The 17094-nt window shown below is 58.6% G+C and carries 14 protein-coding genes; 4 read left to right on the top strand and 10 right to left on the bottom strand.

Annotated features, from left to right (window positions below):
* Positions 1 to 195: 195 nt before the first annotated feature.
* From ACR0DO_RS16565 to ACR0DO_RS16580, 4 genes are read right to left on the bottom strand one after another with little or no spacing between them, the layout of a single operon-like run.
* On the bottom strand, positions 196 to 1167 hold the full coding sequence (locus ACR0DO_RS16565; protein WP_480560399.1) for a 2-hydroxyacid dehydrogenase: 972 nt from the start codon (positions 1165 to 1167) through the stop codon (positions 196 to 198).
* Entirely contained in the window at positions 1167 to 2054 is an 888-nt protein-coding gene (sucD, locus tag ACR0DO_RS16570) for a succinate--CoA ligase subunit alpha (RefSeq protein WP_170448129.1), read from the bottom strand. The genes ACR0DO_RS16565 and sucD overlap by 1 nt, the downstream gene beginning before the upstream one ends.
* Positions 2051 to 3250, bottom strand: coding sequence for a malate--CoA ligase subunit beta (locus ACR0DO_RS16575; protein WP_480560401.1), 1200 nt, complete (start codon positions 3248 to 3250; stop codon positions 2051 to 2053). The genes sucD and ACR0DO_RS16575 overlap by 4 nt, the downstream gene beginning before the upstream one ends.
* Positions 3251 to 3278: 28 nt before the next feature.
* Positions 3279 to 4520: a pyridoxal-phosphate-dependent aminotransferase family protein gene (locus tag ACR0DO_RS16580; protein WP_480560403.1), complete on the bottom strand. Its 1242-nt coding sequence runs from the start codon at positions 4518 to 4520 to the stop codon at positions 3279 to 3281.
* Positions 4521 to 4739: 219 nt separating this feature from the next.
* On the opposite strand from ACR0DO_RS16580, the gene ACR0DO_RS16585 reads away from it, so the two are divergent.
* Entirely contained in the window at positions 4740 to 5369 is a 630-nt protein-coding gene (locus ACR0DO_RS16585; protein WP_480560405.1) for a LuxR C-terminal-related transcriptional regulator, read from the top strand.
* Between the two features lie 15 nt (positions 5370 to 5384).
* Here ACR0DO_RS16585 and ACR0DO_RS16590 read toward each other — a convergent pair whose 3' ends face one another.
* Entirely contained in the window at positions 5385 to 7919 is a 2535-nt protein-coding gene (locus tag ACR0DO_RS16590; RefSeq protein ID WP_480560407.1) for a vWA domain-containing protein, read from the bottom strand.
* Positions 7920 to 8271: 352 nt separating this feature from the next.
* Between ACR0DO_RS16590 and ACR0DO_RS16595 the strand changes: the two genes are divergently transcribed.
* Positions 8272 to 9531, top strand: a complete 1260-nt coding sequence (locus ACR0DO_RS16595; RefSeq protein WP_480560409.1) for an aminotransferase class V-fold PLP-dependent enzyme — start codon at positions 8272 to 8274, stop codon at positions 9529 to 9531.
* Positions 9532 to 9905: 374 nt separating this feature from the next.
* Here the strand turns inward: ACR0DO_RS16595 and ACR0DO_RS16600 are convergent, their stop codons facing one another.
* Entirely contained in the window at positions 9906 to 10190 is a 285-nt protein-coding gene (locus ACR0DO_RS16600; RefSeq protein WP_480560411.1) for a DUF1127 domain-containing protein, read from the bottom strand.
* A 118-nt stretch (positions 10191 to 10308) separates the two neighbouring features.
* On the bottom strand, positions 10309 to 11265 hold the full coding sequence (locus tag ACR0DO_RS16605; protein ID WP_480560413.1) for a homocysteine S-methyltransferase family protein: 957 nt from the start codon (positions 11263 to 11265) through the stop codon (positions 10309 to 10311).
* A gap of 166 nt (positions 11266 to 11431) precedes the next feature.
* Here ACR0DO_RS16605 and ACR0DO_RS16610 point away from each other — a divergent pair, with 166 nt between their 5' ends.
* Complete coding sequence (locus ACR0DO_RS16610; protein ID WP_480560415.1) at positions 11432 to 13003, top strand: winged helix-turn-helix domain-containing tetratricopeptide repeat protein; 1572 nt, start codon at positions 11432 to 11434, stop codon at positions 13001 to 13003.
* Here ACR0DO_RS16610 and ACR0DO_RS16615 read toward each other — a convergent pair.
* The 3 genes from ACR0DO_RS16615 to ACR0DO_RS16625 form a co-directional block, all read right to left on the bottom strand.
* On the bottom strand, positions 12960 to 14048 hold the full coding sequence (locus ACR0DO_RS16615) for a hypothetical protein (protein WP_480560417.1): 1089 nt from the start codon (positions 14046 to 14048) through the stop codon (positions 12960 to 12962). The genes ACR0DO_RS16610 and ACR0DO_RS16615 overlap by 44 nt on opposite strands.
* A gap of 118 nt (positions 14049 to 14166) precedes the next feature.
* The gene (locus tag ACR0DO_RS16620; protein WP_480560419.1) at positions 14167 to 14955 is read right to left on the bottom strand and encodes an SDR family NAD(P)-dependent oxidoreductase; all 789 of its coding nucleotides are present in this window, start codon (positions 14953 to 14955) and stop codon (positions 14167 to 14169) included.
* Between the two features lie 417 nt (positions 14956 to 15372).
* Positions 15373 to 16068 carry an NAD(P)H-dependent oxidoreductase gene (locus ACR0DO_RS16625; RefSeq protein ID WP_480560421.1) on the bottom strand — a complete coding sequence of 232 codons (696 nt, stop codon included), beginning with the start codon at positions 16066 to 16068 and terminating at the stop codon, positions 15373 to 15375.
* A gap of 110 nt (positions 16069 to 16178) precedes the next feature.
* On the opposite strand from ACR0DO_RS16625, the gene ACR0DO_RS16630 reads away from it, so the two are divergent.
* On the top strand, positions 16179 to 17093 hold the full coding sequence (locus ACR0DO_RS16630) for a LysR family transcriptional regulator (protein ID WP_480560516.1): 915 nt from the start codon (positions 16179 to 16181) through the stop codon (positions 17091 to 17093).
* Position 17094: the final 1 nt, after the last annotated feature.

A 17094-nucleotide genomic window follows, 5' to 3' on the forward strand; every position in this document is an offset into this window, starting at 1 on the left:
CTCGATCTCGTCGCGCTGGCGGCCCAGCTCGGATGTGATCGAGCCAAAAAGCTCAGGATCACGGTCCGAAAGCGATTGGGTGAAAAAACCGTCGGTACGGTGCGGGGCATTCACGGGGCAAATCTCCTGTAGAAGAGGGGCCGATGCCGCCGTTTAGGTCGCATCGGTGTTCATGTCTTGGGGTTTAGGGTGATCTCAGATCACACGGTCGCGCGGTTCAAAGCCCTGGAAAAAGTCGCTGAGGTTATCCAGCACACGGAACCCCATCGCTTCACGCGCTTCACGCGTGGCACTGCCCAGGTGTGGCAGCATCACGAGGTTGTCGCATTGCAGAAGATCCGGATTGATGCGCGGCTCGCCGTCGAACACGTCCAGCGCAGCCCCTCCGATCATGTCGAAGGACAGCGACTGAACCAGAGCTTGCTCGTCAATCACTTCGCCGCGTGCCGTATTGATCAGGAACGCGTCGGGTTTCATCAGGTCCAACCTACGAGCGTTGATCAGATGGCGGTTTGCGGCGCCACCGGGGCAGTGCAACGAGACGAAATCGCATTGTGGCAACAGCTCATCAACCGTGTCCACCTGGGTCGCGTTGCACTTGGCCAGAACGTCCGGGTCAATTGGGCTGCGGTTGTAGACAAGGATATCCATGCCGAACCCGTGATGAGCGCGGCGGGCCATTTCCTGACCGATACGGCCATAGCCGATAATGCCCAGCGTCTTGCCGCTGACCTTGGTGCCGATCAGATGCGTGGGGCGCCAGCCGGTCCAGTTGCCAGCGCGCAGCTCGCGCTCACCTTCTCCGGCACGGCGGGCCACCATCAGCAGCAGGGTCATGGCGATATCGGCAGTGCATTCGGACAGCACGTCAGGCGTGTTTGTCACTGTCATACCCAGCCCGCGTGCCGAAGGCTCGCAGATATGACTGTAGCCGACGCCATAATTGGCGAGGATCTTTGTCTGTGCGCCGGGTACGTCCAGCGCCTCGGCGCTGAGCGTATCGGTGACGGTTGGCAGCACCGCGTCATAGGATTTCAGTGCTTGCCGGATTTCGGCCGGGGACATTGGTTTGTCCCCGGTGTTCAGGACGGCGTTATAGTTCTCGGCCAGCTGCGCCTCGACGGCGGCAGGCCAGCGACGGGTAACAAGAACCGAGGGTTTGACCATCACGCGGCCTCCATCACACGGGCGATCGTTTCACCGATCACGGCAGGGTTTTCTGCAACGGTGACACCGGCAGCGGACAGGATTTCGACCTTCTCGCTGGCGCTTTCGCCAAAAGCCGAGATGATCGCGCCCGCATGGCCCATGGTGCGGCCCTTCGGGGCGGTCAGACCGGCGACATACGCCACCACCGGCTTGGTGATGTGATCGCGGATGTATTCTGCGGCTTCGGCTTCCTGCGGGCCGCCGATCTCTCCGATCATGGCGATGATATGAGTGTCTTCGTCCTCTTCGAACCGCTGCAGGATGTCCTTGAAGGACGACCCGTTGATCGGGTCGCCGCCGATGCCGACACTGGTCGATACACCGATCCCGCGCTCTTTCAGCTGTGCGGCGGCCTCATAGCCCAGCGTGCCCGAGCGTCCGATGATCCCCACGTGACCGGGCAGGTAGATATGCCCCGGCATGATCCCCAGCAGAGCTTTACCGGGCGAGATCGTGCCCGCGCAGTTCGGCCCGGTCAGCACCATGCGCTTTTCCTTGGGGTAGCGATACATGTATCGTTTCACCCGGATCATGTCCTGCGCCGGAATACCGTCGGTGATGCAGACACAGTACCGGATACCGGCATCCGCGGCCTCCATGATCGAATCCGCAGCGAATGGCGGCGGCACGAAGACAAGGCTGGCATCGGCACCGGTTGCCTCGACAGCTTGCTTGACGGTGTCGAAGACCGGAACGCCTTCGACGGTTTCCCCGCCCTTGCCGGGAACGACGCCGCCGACAACGTTGGTGCCGTATTTCAGCATGTCCTTTGTATGGAACCGCGCCATACGGCCGGTGATGCCCTGTACGATGACACGCGAGTCACGATCGAGAAGAATGCTCATTGCACAGCCCTTATCTTGGTGCCTTGAGTAAGGTCGTTTTTCCATGCGCCCACGGCGCGTTCTGCGGCTTCCATAAGTGTGGTGGCGCGAATGATCGGCAGGCCGGATTTGGCAAGGATTTTCTGACCTTCCTCGACATTCGTGCCTGCCAAACGGACGACAACGGGGATGTCGATATCCAGTTCCTTCAGCGCCTGTACGACGCCTTCGGCCACCCAGTCACAGCGGTTGATACCGGCAAAGATGTTGACGAGGATCGCCTGCACGTTGTCGTCGGACAGCACCAGCCGGAAGGCTTTGGCCACACGTTCGGGCGAGGCGCCGCCACCGATATCGAGGAAGTTTGCGGGCTCTCCCCCGGCCAGTTTGATCGTGTCCATCGTCGCCATTGCCAAACCGGCGCCGTTGACGATGCAGCCGATATTGCCGTCTAGGCCCACGTATGACAGCCCACGGTCCGCCGCGCGGCTTTCGCGCGGGTCTTCCTGGCTCTTGTCGCGCAGTTCAGCAATCTGCGGGTGGCGGAACAGGGCGTTGTCGTCAAAGCTCATCTTGGCGTCCAGCGCCAGAACGCGGTCGTCCCCAGTGATGACCAGTGGGTTGATCTCGACCATGGTGGCGTCCAGATCGCTGAAGGCGGCGTAACAGCCCTGCAGCGTGCGTACCATGTGCTGCACCAGTTTGGGTTCCAGCCCCAGTTTGAACGCAATCTCGCGCGCCTGGAATTCCTGCAGGCCCACCGCGGGTTCCACGATCGAGCGGACGATGCTTTCGGGGCGCTCGGCCGAGATATCCTCGATCTCCATCCCGCCCTCGGACGAGGCCACGATCATCACCCGCTGGCTGGAGCGGTCGAGCACGAAACCCAGATAAATCTCGCGATCAATCGGCACCGCGGATTCGACATAGACGCGATAGATGCCCTTGCCCTCGGGGCCGGTCTGATGCGTGACCAGTTTGCGGCCGAACAGATCATCACAGGCCTGGTGGATTTCGTTTTCGGTGTTGCACAGCTTGACCCCTCCGGCCTTGCCGCGCCCTCCGGCATGGACCTGTGCCTTGACGATCCATTTGTCGCCGCCCAGTTCGCGCGCCCGATAGGCCGCCTGTTCCGGGCTGTAGGCCAACGCGCCCGAGGGCACGTCGACACCGAAATTCGAAAGAAGCTCTTTCGCTTGGTATTCATGGATATCCATCTGCAATCCTCCCGTTCATGCAGTATGATTAAGCGGCGATCGACGTGCCGTAACGGCTTTCCAGCAAGGCCTCGATAGCGTCCTGATCGACCTCGGCACCCAGCTCTCGCAGGGCTTCGGCGAACAGACGTACGATCCGGCTGACGGCCTGTCGGTTCAACTGGTTCAGGATGCCGATGCGAACCTGCACCGGTGCGCTGAGCGTGGGCCAGATTCCAAACCCGCGGGCGCGGCAGTTCTGCACCAGCTCCATTTCACGGCCCGCCAGTTCCGGGGGCAGGTTCAAAACGACAAGGCTGGGCATGTCCGAGGTCACCTCGCATCCCATCTCGATCACGGCGTCGCGCAGAACCTTTTCGTGGGTCCGGTAAGACAGCGAGCGCTTGGCCAGACCTTCTTGCAGGGTCAGGCGCAGGGATTCGTGGAAAGCCGCGACCGCGTACCCCGAATGGGTACGGTGATAGGTGCCTTTCTCGACGTCCTGACCATCGACGATACCCCAGTGGCGGGCCTCGAAAATCGGATTGTGGACGTAAGTATAAGCACCGGTTGTTTTCAGGGTTTCGATGTAAGCATCGGTGAAGCTGACCGGCGCATAAGTCAGCGGCAGGCAGCACAGGCCTTTCTGCGGGCAGGAAGCCCAGCCGGCGATGCCGGGGAAGTCATCAATCGAAAAGTCATCGACGCCCAACGACGAAACCGCGTCGATCAGGCCCATCGCACCGTGGCGTTCGCAGGCGTCCGAGAACCCGCGCAGGTCGTTGATACGACCCGAGCCAGTTTCCCAATGCGCCATGAAGGCCCATTTCGGTTGATGCTCGGCCAGGGTGCCTTCGACCAGCTCACCCGTCACCGGCTGGCCGTGCGGAACCTCGACCACGGTGACGCTGGCGGCCTGCGGGTCCAGCGGGTTGGCGGCGTGTTCCTCAGGTGTTGCGGCCTTGATCCGCAATGTCAGCGCATCGATGCCCGAGAAAGTGCCGTTGGTAAACGCAACCACCTTGTCGCCGGGCATCACGGCCGAGAACATGGTGTCCAGCGCACTCCAGCCGGTTCCGGCCACGGCGAAGGTATAGGCATTTTCGGTGCCCCAGATCTTGCGCAGCATGTGCTTGCACTCGATCATGCCCCGCAGCACGTCGCCCTGCATGTGGTCCGCGACGCCTGCATTGGCGAATGCGTGCAGAACGCGGGCGTCGGTGTTGCCCGGCCCCGGACCCGCCGCAAGCGTATCGGGAATTTCGAGCGGTGGGAAAATCTGAAAGGTCATTGTTAGATATCCTCGGCAGTTGGTCGGGCGCTGTGGCCTGTTGTGTTACGTTGCCGATTAGAAAACGCGGACTTGTCCTGTAACGCAACGTAACTTACTACTGCTTTAGGATGGCTAAATTGATGGGGAATAACCTACCCATTTAGGTAAAAATACCAAAGTATACCAATTTTGAACCTACCCAAACGGGTGGTTCTGGACAAAAGCAGGGTGAATAAGATGGCTGCTACCGCTAACGCTCCGATTGATGTCATGCTGGCGGACAGCAATCCATTGGTCCTGTCTGCCATGTCAGAAATCTTTGAACGCGACCCGCGATTCTCGTTGGTGGCGACCTCGGCGACGGCCGAGGGGTTCTTGGGAACCGTGATGCGGGTTCCGGTTCAGGTCGGCGTGGTGGACTGGAACCTTCCTGTTCTTGGGGCGGCGAAACTGATCGAAGTAATGCGCGAACAGGCCAACGCCCCGCGCTTTGTCGTCTATGGGGAAACCACCGGAGAAATCCCGCGCTTGGCGATGCAGGCCGGGGCGGCAGGCTTTGCCGCCCGATCCGGCGAGGTAGAGGGCCTGTTGGAAACCTGCGCCGACGTGGCGGCGGGAAAAATGGTGTTCCCGTTCATCGACGTCCGCAAAATGCAGCAGGATCCGATTCAAAGCCTGTCCCGCAAAGAACGCGCCATCCTCGAGGCGCTGGCACAGGGCATGTCGAACCGGGACCTGTCGAAAGAACTGCAGATCTCGACCAACACGGTCAAGTTCCACCTGTCCAATATCTACGAGAAACTGGCGGTGAAAAACCGGGCCCAGGCGATTGCCTTTTACTATTCGTCGCAGATGACCGGCGGCTAGGCGACCGATCGGACGCTATTCTGCCTTGATCACCTTGCGCGACAGCACCGCCTTGTTTGCAAGGTCCAGCAGCCGAATCTCATAGACGCCGGGCTCATCCGGCAAGGTCATCTCGATCGGTGAATCGCCGTTGATCTTTTGCGCTGAAATCCAGGTAAAGATGGCCTGTTCGCTGCGCGCCAGCGTGATGCGCTGATCTGCGCTTTGACTGTCGGATTGCCACCCGACCGAGATACTGCTGCCTGCGGGGGCACTGTCGGGGGCCTCAAGCGATGCGCCGGTGTCCAGCGCCGCGTCCGCGGCCAGAACCTCGACCGTCTGACGAGCCAGCACCCGGTTGCCTTCGCGTAACTGATACCGGACCTCGTACAGGCCGGTTTCAGCCGGGGCTTTCAGATCAAGCTCGGTCTGCGCGCGCACTTGGGCGTAGACGCCGTAATCACCATCCGGCGTGCCCATCGGCACCAGATTGATGTAGTCATTCGTACTGACCGTCCCGGTCCAGAACACCCGCAACGTGTCGCCCGCCCGCACTTCGTCAACTGTGGTGACCGTCACCTCGGGGTCGGTCACCTCAACCATGGCCGTTGCGATGGTTTTCGACCCTTCGCGCAACACATAGCGGATTTCATACAAACCCGTCTCGGCCGGGGCCTGAACATCGCCGCTGCTGTTGTCACGGACCACGATGTAGTTGCCGTATTTCCCCTCTTCGGTGCCCGCAGGGACGATATTGATATAATCCTGCGCATTTGCGGCGCCGGCCCAGGCAACCTTGAACTTCGATCCCGCGATGACAGTGTCCGGCGCGTCGATTGTAACCTGCGGGGATATGATTTCGATCGTCGCGGTCGCCAGTGTTTTCGACCCCTCGCGCAGGATATAGCGCAGCTCATAGAGGCCCGGTTCGGCCGGCGCGGTCAGCACTGCGACATCGCCGTCCCGCACCACGGCGTAATTGCCGAAGACCCCGTCATCCGACCCGGCGGGGACAATGGCGGCATAGTCCTGAGTGTTGACCCGACCGGTCCAGGACACCTCGAACTTTGATCCGGTCACAACCTGTTCGGGACCCGATATCGAGACCTCGGGGGTCGTAATCTCCATCGCTTCGCGCGCCAGCGTTTTGCTGCCTTCGCGCAGGACATAGCGCACCTCGTACATGCCCGGTTCGGCAGGCGCCTTCAGCTTGCCTTTCGAGGCATCGCCGACAGTGACGTAATTGCCAAACTTGCCTTCATCGGTCCCAACCGGGACGATGTTTATATAATCCTGCGGACTGACGGCGCCGCCCCAGGCAACCTCGAATACGGACCCGGTCAGAGCACTGTCAGGGGCCTGAAGAACGACCTGAGGATCGGTCACCTCGACCTGTCGCGACGCCACCGTGCGCTTGTCCATATTCAGGATATAACGCAACTCATAAAGGCCCGGATCGGCGGGAACATTGAGGGTTGTTTCGGTCGTGCTGCCGACAGCCTGATAATTGCCAAACGTGCCGGAATCGGACCCCGCCGGGACAATCGCCACATAGTCGCGCCGGTTGATCACCGGTGACCACGCGACCTTGAGTTTCGCACCAGTCTGCACCGTATCCGCCGCAGTCAGCTCAACCTCGGGCTTTGTCACCTCAAGCGTGGCCTGTCCCAAAACCTCTTTGCTTTGGTTGTGCAGATACCTGGCTTCATACAGACCTTCGCTGCCGGGGACGGTTACTGTGACCTCTTCGGCGTCACCGATACGCACATAGCTGCCAAAGACAGCTGGATCGGCGCCAACCGGGACAATGTTGATATAGTCGCTTTCCTCGACCGTCGGCGTCCAGCGCACAACCAAGTCAGATCCGCCCACGGCCGTCTCGGGCGCCTCAACCACAACATCCTGAACCGCAGGCTCGGGTTCGGGGGTGGAGGCTGCTTCTGCCACTGCGGTGCCCACGGCGCTGAGCGCGGCGCCGAGTTCCTGGGAATTGGCGGCGGTGATATACTGACCGCCGGTATTTTCGGCGATACAGGCCAGCGAGCTTGCATCTTCATCCGCACCCAGCCCAAACCCCACCACATGCGCTGTGAAACCTACCCCTCCTTGCTCCAGCGCCTGCGCCAAGGCGCAGGGATCACGTTCGCAGCTTTCCAACCCGTCGGAAATCAACACGACGGTTGCCGGTTGATCGGTGTAGGACAGCGCCTTGGCCGCAGCCTCGACCGCGTCGGTCAGAGGGGTCTTTCCGATCGGCGATATCGCGTTGATCTGATCCAGAATGACCCCACGCGCCTGCTGGCCGGGTTCGACCAGAACCTCGATGTCGCCGCAATCACCCCGGCGTCGATGGCCATAGGCCATCAGCCCAACATTGCGGTCCTCGACCCATTCTCCCAGCAGGTTTTCCATGACGCCCCGCGCGATTTCAATTTTTGCCGTGTCGTCGATCTGACCCCACATGGAATTCGAGCCATCAAACACCACCATCACATTCTCATCCGCCGCTGCCGCTGAGCCGGTCAGCATTACGGTGGTCAAAACGGTTGCGGGAAAGAAATCTTTAAACATAGCATACTCCTGAAGCGCATGAGCCGCCCGGGCCGGGCCTTTGTCCTATGCTCACTGCGCGAAACCTCCGCCATTTGATCCAAACACTGATGAATCGTGCAGTTTCGACGAAAAATACTGCCGACCACTTCGGTTCACCCTCAAATCTCTCGTCGACTATACCAAAGCCCGCGCGCGAATGGGCCTTTGGTTGCCCTAGCGGCACCCTTTTGCCGACGCAGGGTCCAAGGGGGTGATGACGGTGGCAGACTATCTGATGTCGGCAACGTGAAAGATTGCATCCTCTCTGCCAGTGACGATGATTGCCAAAAGCTACCGCGCTGCGCTTTATGCAAACCTACAGGACCGACCCATGATTCAGAACAACCCCGCCCTGATCAACGCCATCCGCGACCGGTTTGCCCATGTGGAAAACTGTCCATTTCAGGGCGAGCGTATCTTCTTTGAAAACGCCGGCGGTGCGTTGACGCTGAAATCGGTGGCGGCGACCTCGGCATTCTATGCGGCGATCCCCGACAATCCCGGCCGTATCAATCCGGCGGGGCAGGGCACCCAGCAGGTGATCAACAAGGCTAAGGGGGATCTGGCGCTGTTCATGAACGCCGCGACCGGTCAATTCTTTGCCGGTGAAAGCGGCACCGAGCTTCTGTTCCGCCTGATCCGCACCGCCTGTCTGGCCGCACCGAAAGGGGCCAGGGTGATCGGGTCGTCCATCGAACACCCAGCCACCCGCAGCGCCGCGCGCCGCTGGGCCGGGATTGCCGGGCTGGACTATGTGAACGTCCCTCATGACAACGAAACCGGTTTGGTCACGGCCGAGGATTATACCGCGCGACTGACCCCGGATGTGGCCGTGGCGACGATCCTGCACGCGTCGCCCGTGACTGGCATGGGCATGGATGTGGCGGCGATTTCGGCCGCAATCCGGGCGGTTTCGCCGGAATGCATGATCATCATCGACGGCATACAGCACGCCGCGCACGGGCAGGTGGATCTGGACGCCTATGACATCGATGGCTATGTGATTTCGCCCTACAAGGTGTTTTCGCGCCACGGTTACGGCATCGCCTGGATATCCGACCGGCTGAGCGCTACGCCCCACGACATGCTGATCGACGCCCCCGCCACAGGGTGGGAGTTCGGCACCCGTGACACCGGCTCTTACGCGACCGTGTCGGACGTGGTGGCCTATTTCGACTGGCTGGGGGGTGAGGTTTCGGATGAGGGTGACACCCGGAAGCGGATCGAAGCCGCGGGCCGCGCCATCCACACCTATGAAACCCACCTGACCAACACAGCCATCAACGGTACCGGCAACTTGCCGGGCCTGCGCGACATGGACCATGTCACAATTCTGGCGGGGGCCGACAACCCGGCGCGCGAGGGGCTGGTTTCTATTGTGATCGAGGGCAAGGCCTCTGAAGATGTGGTTGAAACCCTGAACCAACAGGGTATCCGCACCCACACGCGCAAGGCTGACCACTATTCCGGCAACGTGCTTACGCCGCTTGGCCTGACGGACTGTATCCGCATCTCGTTCTGTCACTACAACACCGAACAGGAAATCGCCCGCCTTCTGGCTGCAATCAAGATGCTCGGTGACGGTGGCTGAGCAAGCTGTACGGAACGCGCGGCTGGATGTGAGAACTGGGCTTGTGTTTCAGCAGACCAAGCCCGCAGTGTAGTTGGGATAATATTAACATAAGATAGATTACAAGGATTAATCTTGATCCCACCAGTGTTTGGGACAACGCAATTAATGAAACCGAATTACTGAAACTCTTCCCCTCAAGAACTCAACACCTTAGCAATTCTCGTTTTTTTTGCGTGCTTCGTCGCTCCAGGTGTTTCAAGTCGATGCCAATACGCGGTGGAACGGCTGCCATCAGGCGAGATTTCCGAATTCAGGCGTGCTCTGGATCTTTTGAGCACGCCTGGGGAAGTTTGGGCTCTGTTCCTTTTGAGCTACTTGCCAGCCTGCAAAAGTCAGAACCACCGGAATGCGTCACGACCGTAACGCAACTCCACATGGAAGAGATCACGGTTCAGCCCGATATCTTTCAGCATACGGTCATCAAGCCGGGAAACATGTCGGTAGTCCCGCCGAATGCGGTATTCACGAACTGCCGCATCACGCAGGCGCTTAAACAGGTTGGCCAATATCTGCGCCAGAGAGCCTTTTTTGTTGCTAGGCCCATATGGCGCTTGGGTGCCAATCGGTCGAAACAACTGGCTTCGAGGGCTGGGAAAAGAATTACGTTCGATATTCATCTTTCTCTCCTGATCTTGTTGCAACAGCACCAATTGTGTCCGAGCATTTGCAGGGCCAATCGCGCTGGCCCTTCACTCCTGTCGCGAAAGTTGGCGGCAATGGTGGGCTCTACCGCTGTCAGACAGCGTTGGCTTTTGGTTGCTGTGTGGCCATGCAGACATGCTCCACATGCCGATGGTCCGTGCCGCAGCAACCGCCGATCACGGTCAGATTTGGTAGCAACCGTTTAAGTTCTTGATGAAGCGCGCCGAATTCCTTCGGATTGCCGTCATCCAACTCCTCAGCTTCGTCCAGCTCGGCATGGGACAGGCGCGACGCGTTGGCCCGCACCCCCATGATCCGCTTTGTCCAATCGCCGCCTTGCTCCAGAACAAAGCGAAAATGATCGGGATGCGCACAGTTGATCATGAAATACGCCGCTTTACCGTCTGTGACTCTGTCGACTTGCTCAATTGCAGCGCGCAGATCCTGGCCCGAAGGCAGGCGGCCGTCGGTTTCAACGGTGAACGAGATAACCACCGGAATGCCCGCTTTCCGCGTGGCGTTTACGATACCGATTGCTTCGTCGACATAGGTCATGGTGATCGCCGAAACCATGTCTGCGCCCATCTCGGCAAACCAATTGGCCTGCGTCTGATGGTAGGCTTCGGCTTCGGATGCGCTCATGATTTCCGTCGGGGCATAACCGTCGCTGTGCGGCCCGATTACTCCGTTGATCACAAAGGGGGAATCCGGGGTTTCATGTTCGTCCCGCATCTTCACAAGCGTTGCGATCACCTCGCGGTGAATCTCTTTGAGCTGATCACGGTCCACCCCAAGCTCGGCTGCCCATCGGGGGCTGGCACGCCAGGTAGGAGTGTCCATAATGAAACCCCGGCGATGATCGACAGCCAGACGGGCGAACCCGCGCATATATCTGTCTATGGCATCGATGCCGTCCTGGCGTTCCAGTGCCTTGAAGGCTGCAAACAGCGGCAGGTCGATCCCGTCGTGAAAGACCAGTGTGGTTTCAAGGCCGCCGTCAGCCACCATCTGGGTGCCGTTCAACTGCGGCAGGGCATTTCGGTATTTCATTGCTATTCTCCTGTTTCTGAGCCGCAAGACGGGCCGTTAAGGATGAAACGGGAATAGCAGCGCCACGGTTTTGAACCTCGAGCTGCATCTGAGCTTTTCCTGAGAAAGTCTGAGGGATATGCTCGTTTAAAGGCAAAAGCGTTTGAAACATGATCGGTTTCGGGACATGAAATACGCGTTTAATGATTGTACGATTGATACAGACCTCTTTCAGATATCGCGCGGTGGGGTCTGTGACAGCCTGACCCCGCAGACCCTGCAAATTCTGGAATACCTCATTACCAACCGGGACCGGGTGGTTCTGAAGGACGAGTTGGTTGAACAGGTGTGGCAGGGTCGTTTCATCACTGACGCCACTTTATCGACCGCGATGAAGGAAGCCCGCGTGGCGGTTGGTGACACGGGGCGGGATCAGCACACGATCCGTACCGTGCATGGGAAAGGGTTTCGCTTTGTCGCGGAAATCGACATGCCCGCGGTCAACACACAAGACACACAATCGCCAGAGGGCATTGTTCTTGCGGTTCTACCCTTCAGAAGCCTGGGCACATCCCCCAACGACGGATTTCTTGCCGAAGGACTGACGGAAGACACGATCACAAACCTGTCCCGGTTTCGCGAACTCACCCTGCTGTCACATCGCACGACCTCCCGGCTGGCTGCCGATAAGGTTTCAAACGCGGAGATGTCCGGCAGACACGCGGTCACCCACGTTGTCGAAGGCAGTATCCGAAGGTTTCAGAACCAGCTGCGGGTGACCGTACAAGTAACCGAGGCCGGCAATGGCAGGCTGGTCGCGACCGAGCAATTCGATCGCGGCGGCGGGCCCGAGCAGCTGTTCGATATTCAGGAAGATATTGCCGCGTTGATCGCCGGACGGCTTGGCAGCCGCCACGGATTGATTGCGAAACAGGTGGCAAGGTCCCTGCCCGACGGGCGCACACAGTCCTGGGACACTTATTTTCTCGTTGCACAGTTTTACGAGTATTACAGGTCCTACGATCATTCTTTACATGCAGACATTCGGGACAGGTTGAAGGACGCACTCAAAACGGATCCGCGTTCGTCCGATGGGTGGGCGGCCTATGCCATGCTGCTGCTGGAAGAGTACCGCTATCACGTAAATCAGCGCCCGGATGTGGACGCTCTGGCGCTTTCGGCGGATGCGGCACGCAAGGCTGTGGACTGCGACGCGCTGAACGCATTTGCACAGATGACACTGGCGCTGACCATCTTCTACCAGATGGATATCGCCGGGTTTCGGGTCGCCGCCGAACGGGCGCTCGAGCTGAATTCCGGGCATTGCGATGTTCTGGCCGAGATCGGGTCATGCCATTTGTTTCTGGGTGAATTTGATCGGGCGGTGGAATTGCTGGACCGCGCGATTGACCTCAGCCCGGTGCATCCCGGATGGTATCACTATGCGCGATGCTGGCTCTATGCATCGCAGGGCTTTACTGAGGCCGCGCTGGTCGAGATTGAGAAATTTCCGATGCCCGAGTTCTTTTGGTACCAGGCGCATCTTGCCTGGCTTCATGGTGAGTTGGGCAACTCTGAAAAAGCTCAGGCCGCAGCCGAAGTCATGCGAGAGATGTTTCCGGTCTTTGAGGACGTCGTCTATGAAGAGCTTGCACTGACCGGGATCACGCCGGAACGCGGCGAGATGGCCGTGCGGGGATGGCGCAAGGCAGGGCTCAGAATTCCGGAACATCCGAATTCGGACGCTGGCGCGCCATAGCTGGAACAGCGATCAAACCCGAGGCCACAACGGCTGCGGCCAAAGCCAAATAGCCCCCCACGGCAATCGCAAGGCTTCCTGTCACGCCTCCCAACGCGAAACCCAGCAGATAGCGTGCCATCCCTGCCGCTGGTGCATCCGTTCGATCCAGATACAGCGGAAAAAACAGGAACAGGCCGAATGCATTGATCAGAATAGTGATGCCGATCACCAGTTCATTCGTCGATAAATAGGTGAGCCCACCTGCAAGCGCGGCGAGCAGCAGACCCACTATGCTTGCATGCAGGCTCAGCCGATTGGGTATGAAGCCGGCACAGCAGGACCCCATACCGGACAGCAACAGGCTGCCAGCCAACCAAGCGCTGAGGCTGCCCAGGTCCAGTTCGACCGAAAACACTTCGAGAAAAGCCCAATACGCGCCCATGCAGATGAAGAACGGCAGCAAGCTCATGTCCTGCTTCCAGTTGAAATGCACGACCCTGAGTTTGTTTTGCTCGGGCCATTGCCGCCCCAGCAAGACTATCTGTATCACCGCAAGAACGGCCAAAAGGGGCAGTAGTGAAACCCCTGTTACATGAATCGCCGTGAGCAGAACGAACGAAGCGGCGCACCCGACCGCCATTCCGTTGCCGATCATTTGCACAAGTCTGGTATCCGTCAGACTGCGTGACAGGGGCAAAGCCAGAACGACACCCAATGACCAACCGACGCCAACAGCGCCGATGAACAAAGCCGTGGTCGAAATAACCTGCGCTATCGCGGCGCTGGCGATACCGATACCCGCAACAACCCCGGCCCCAAAAGGTAAATAGTTACGTGCAGCGGCTGTCCCCATCGCGCACCCAACGGCCGCAGACAATAAAACAACACTGGCCAGCAGGCCGACAGCCACTTCGGAAATGCCGCTTTTGACAGCCAACTCGGCCAGCCAAATTGGCATTGTATTCAAAACGGTAACGCCTAGTGCAATGATGAACAAACGTATCAGGTGACCGTCCTTGCCAAGCCAAGTTGTTATTCCAACCCGATGGTTGTTCAAACTCAACTATTGGTCAACATTTACAGAAGCGAGCTTCGCAGATGCGCTGCGGCCTTCGAATTCAATCGGACGGTCCCTGAACCACTTCCGATGGGGGGGGCTCTTGCAAGGAAATATGCGCGGCTTAGCTTTGCTGGCGCGTCATCGTCCGAATTGTATTCATCACATCCGTTGCCAGCCCGGTGTTCAGGGCCGCAGGATGCGGATCGGCGAACGCACCATTGTCATTGTCGAAATAGCGCCCTGACGCATTTGAGAACTGATCGCTCAGCGCGGCCGCGATCAGAATGTCTGCACCGATGTTGAGGTCGTTGCCCGCAACCCCAAAGCCATCCTTGACCATTTTTGACGCCAGCAGCGAACCGGGGTTCACGGCGATCAATGCCGGTCCCTCGGCCAGTTCCCTGGCCCACTCGCGGGTCCAGATGGTAATTGCCAGCTTGCTTTGCGCATAGGCTTCCATATCAGACAGGCGCGTTTTGCCCTGCATGGCGCCTAGATCCACTGCGGCCTGAGCGGCAGACGACAGGTTCACGACACGGCCGGATTTGGGGATGATTGGCAATAACAGTTCAGTCAGCAGATAGGGCGAAAACGTGTTGACGACAAAGCGGATATCGAGCCCGTGCTCGAGCACCGGTTGCGGCGCCTTCAAAACACCCGCGTTGTTGATCAGTACATCCAGTGTCTCGTGTCTGGCACGGATGTTTGCGGCCAACGCGACAACGGCCGACATCTGAGAGAGATCAGCGCTGTATGTCTCTGTTTCACCTCCCACGTCTTTTTGGACGGCCTCCAGCTTTGCCGGGTTACGGCCGTGCAGAAGAACCCGGTGGCCGTCTGCCGCGAGCTTTGTGGCGGTGAGCAGTCCGATGCCGTCGGTTGCACCGGTGACAAGAATGGTTTTGGCCATTGCAGTACTCCTTCAGGAAAAGTCCGGCAGAATGTCGTCGTCGGACGTTTGTGCGTTGTTTTGATGGATCTCTGTCTAAATCTCAGGTGGATCATGGGCGTTGGTATTCGCGTTGGACCGGGATCATCCACCGGCACTGTGGGATTAATGACCAGAACCTCACGGGTATTCAGCTTTCCTGCCAAAAGCTGCGTGATTTCCTGATCATAGACCCGGTTCCCTTGTTCGCCTGAACACGCGTTAATAGAACGTGGGGAATAGTTGACCTCAAGCCCGTCTTTACCAAGCCGCAAAGGCTGCACTGATCCATGCCTGCCGCCCGGGCCTGTGGACATGGTCGTTTACGATACCAGTTCTTTGCATCCGATTTCTTCCTGTTTGCCCCGATTGGGCAGCCTTCGCGGTTTTGCGGCGGTGTTAGAACCAGCTTACCGTTTCGGCCATCGAACGACGGGTTTTGGGAAATTGCGGGTCGCTGACCCGATGTCCGAATGCGAACATGACCGCTGGCTTCCACTTGGTCGTATCCACACCGAAATGTTCAGACAGCGCCTCGGTGGTCAGTTCCATATCGAACCCTTCGATCGGACAGGAGTCGATCCCCATCAGGGCGGCCGCCGTCATCATGTTGGCAAGGACGATATAGGCCTGCTTGCCGGACCAATCCGCAATCTCACGCTCGGATGTGACACGATGGTCCGTCGATTGAAATTTTCCGTAGGCGCCGTTGAACAGCTCGATAACATCATCGGGCAGCTGCTTCACCGCGCGATAGTGATCCTGCAGATAATCCGATCCCGCAGTCATGGTTTCCGCGGTACTGGCCAGAAGGATACCAAAATGGCTCGCGGTGCCCAATTGGCCCGTGCTTCCATTCATCATTCCGTTTGCGCCCCAGGAAAATTCACGAAAGTGCTCACGCATCTCGGGCGACTGGATGACCAGGACTTTGAACGGTTCGTGCCCGAATGAGGTTGGCGACAAACGCCCGGCCTCCAGAATGGTTTCGAACTCGGAATCGCTGATCCTCTTGTCCGGGTCAAAGATCTTGGTCGCATGCCGAAAGTTGAAGGCTTCGATGATTTGTGACTGAACGTTTGAAGGGGCTGACATCTGTGGCTCCATTTGGTGTGTGTTGTGTTGAGCGCCAAATAACACTTGCAGAAATCGATAAAACTGGGGAAAACGAGTTTCAGTTTTCGTGTTTTACATATAATCGAGTTATGGACACCCAGGCCCTTCGTCTTTTCGTGCTTGCTGCGGACAAGCTGAACATCTCGGCCGCGGGACGTGAACTGGGCTTGGTTCCGGCCGTGTCCAGTGCTCGGCTTGCCAAACTCGAGCACCAACTGGGCGTTGAGCTTCTTCATCGCTCGACGCGCAAAGTGTCCCTGTCGCTGGAAGGCGCCGAGTTCCTGCCTTATGCGCGTGAGATTCTGGCGCAGGAAGATGCTGCCATGGCGGCTTTGGGGCAAGGTGCGGCGCAAGCCACTGGCACCCTGCGCTTTACCGCGCCCAGCACCTTTGCCCAGCTGTACATTGCATCGATCCTTGCAAAATTTCAGGCTCAACAGCCGGGGATTACCCTGGATTTGCGCCTGTCTGACACGCAATTTGACCTGATCGAAGGAAGCTATGACCTTGCCCTGCGAAACGCGCCTTTGATCGACACCAGCCTCAAGGGGAGAAAGCTGGCGGATGACAGGCGTATCCTGTGCGCGTCACCTGACTATCTTGCGACATTTGGTGAACCCGAAACGCCGGACGAGCTGCTGCATCACAAACTCATCGCATTTAGGCATATCCGGGCTCGGGCGTTGAAGAGCGTGCATGGCGCCGCAGCATCGTTCGATCCGGGTGCAACCAAATGCCCGCTGATAATGGATGACGGGCTCAGCCAAAAGCTCGCGACGGTCGCTGGCGCGGGGATTTCGATGAATTCGCTGTGGAGCGTTCAGGAAGAGCTTGCATCGGGTAGACTGAAGCATGTCCTCCCCGACTATGAGGCCGCCGAAGACAATGTGTTGTGGCTGATCTACCCGAAATCGAACGTGCTATCGCCCAAGGTGCGCGTATTCATGGACTTCCTGATTGCCGAAATTGCCACGTACCCACCGTGGGAGAAACAGGCGGTATAAT

Source organism: Ruegeria sp. AM9 (genome assembly GCF_056540565.1).

Bases quoted from the DNA above. Each gene is read 5' to 3' on its own strand.
- ACR0DO_RS16565 (WP_480560399.1), bottom strand. From the start codon at position 1,167: ATGGTCAAACCCTCGGTTCTTGTTACCCGTCGCTGGCCTGCCGCCGTC.
- sucD (WP_170448129.1), bottom strand. From the start codon at position 2,054: ATGAGCATTCTTCTCGATCGTGACTCGCGTGTCATCGTACAGGGCATC.
- ACR0DO_RS16575 (WP_480560401.1), bottom strand. From the start codon at position 3,250: ATGGATATCCATGAATACCAAGCGAAAGAGCTTCTTTCGAATTTCGGT.
- ACR0DO_RS16580 (WP_480560403.1), bottom strand. From the start codon at position 4,520: ATGACCTTTCAGATTTTCCCACCGCTCGAAATTCCCGATACGCTTGCG.
- ACR0DO_RS16585 (WP_480560405.1), top strand. From the start codon at position 4,740: ATGGCTGCTACCGCTAACGCTCCGATTGATGTCATGCTGGCGGACAGC.
- ACR0DO_RS16590 (WP_480560407.1), bottom strand. From the start codon at position 7,919: ATGTTTAAAGATTTCTTTCCCGCAACCGTTTTGACCACCGTAATGCTG.
- ACR0DO_RS16595 (WP_480560409.1), top strand. From the start codon at position 8,272: ATGATTCAGAACAACCCCGCCCTGATCAACGCCATCCGCGACCGGTTT.
- ACR0DO_RS16600 (WP_480560411.1), bottom strand. From the start codon at position 10,190: ATGAATATCGAACGTAATTCTTTTCCCAGCCCTCGAAGCCAGTTGTTT.
- ACR0DO_RS16605 (WP_480560413.1), bottom strand. From the start codon at position 11,265: ATGAAATACCGAAATGCCCTGCCGCAGTTGAACGGCACCCAGATGGTG.
- ACR0DO_RS16610 (WP_480560415.1), top strand. From the start codon at position 11,432: ATGAAATACGCGTTTAATGATTGTACGATTGATACAGACCTCTTTCAG.
- ACR0DO_RS16620 (WP_480560419.1), bottom strand. From the start codon at position 14,955: ATGGCCAAAACCATTCTTGTCACCGGTGCAACCGACGGCATCGGACTG.
- ACR0DO_RS16625 (WP_480560421.1), bottom strand. From the start codon at position 16,068: ATGTCAGCCCCTTCAAACGTTCAGTCACAAATCATCGAAGCCTTCAAC.
- ACR0DO_RS16630 (WP_480560516.1), top strand. From the start codon at position 16,179: ATGGACACCCAGGCCCTTCGTCTTTTCGTGCTTGCTGCGGACAAGCTG.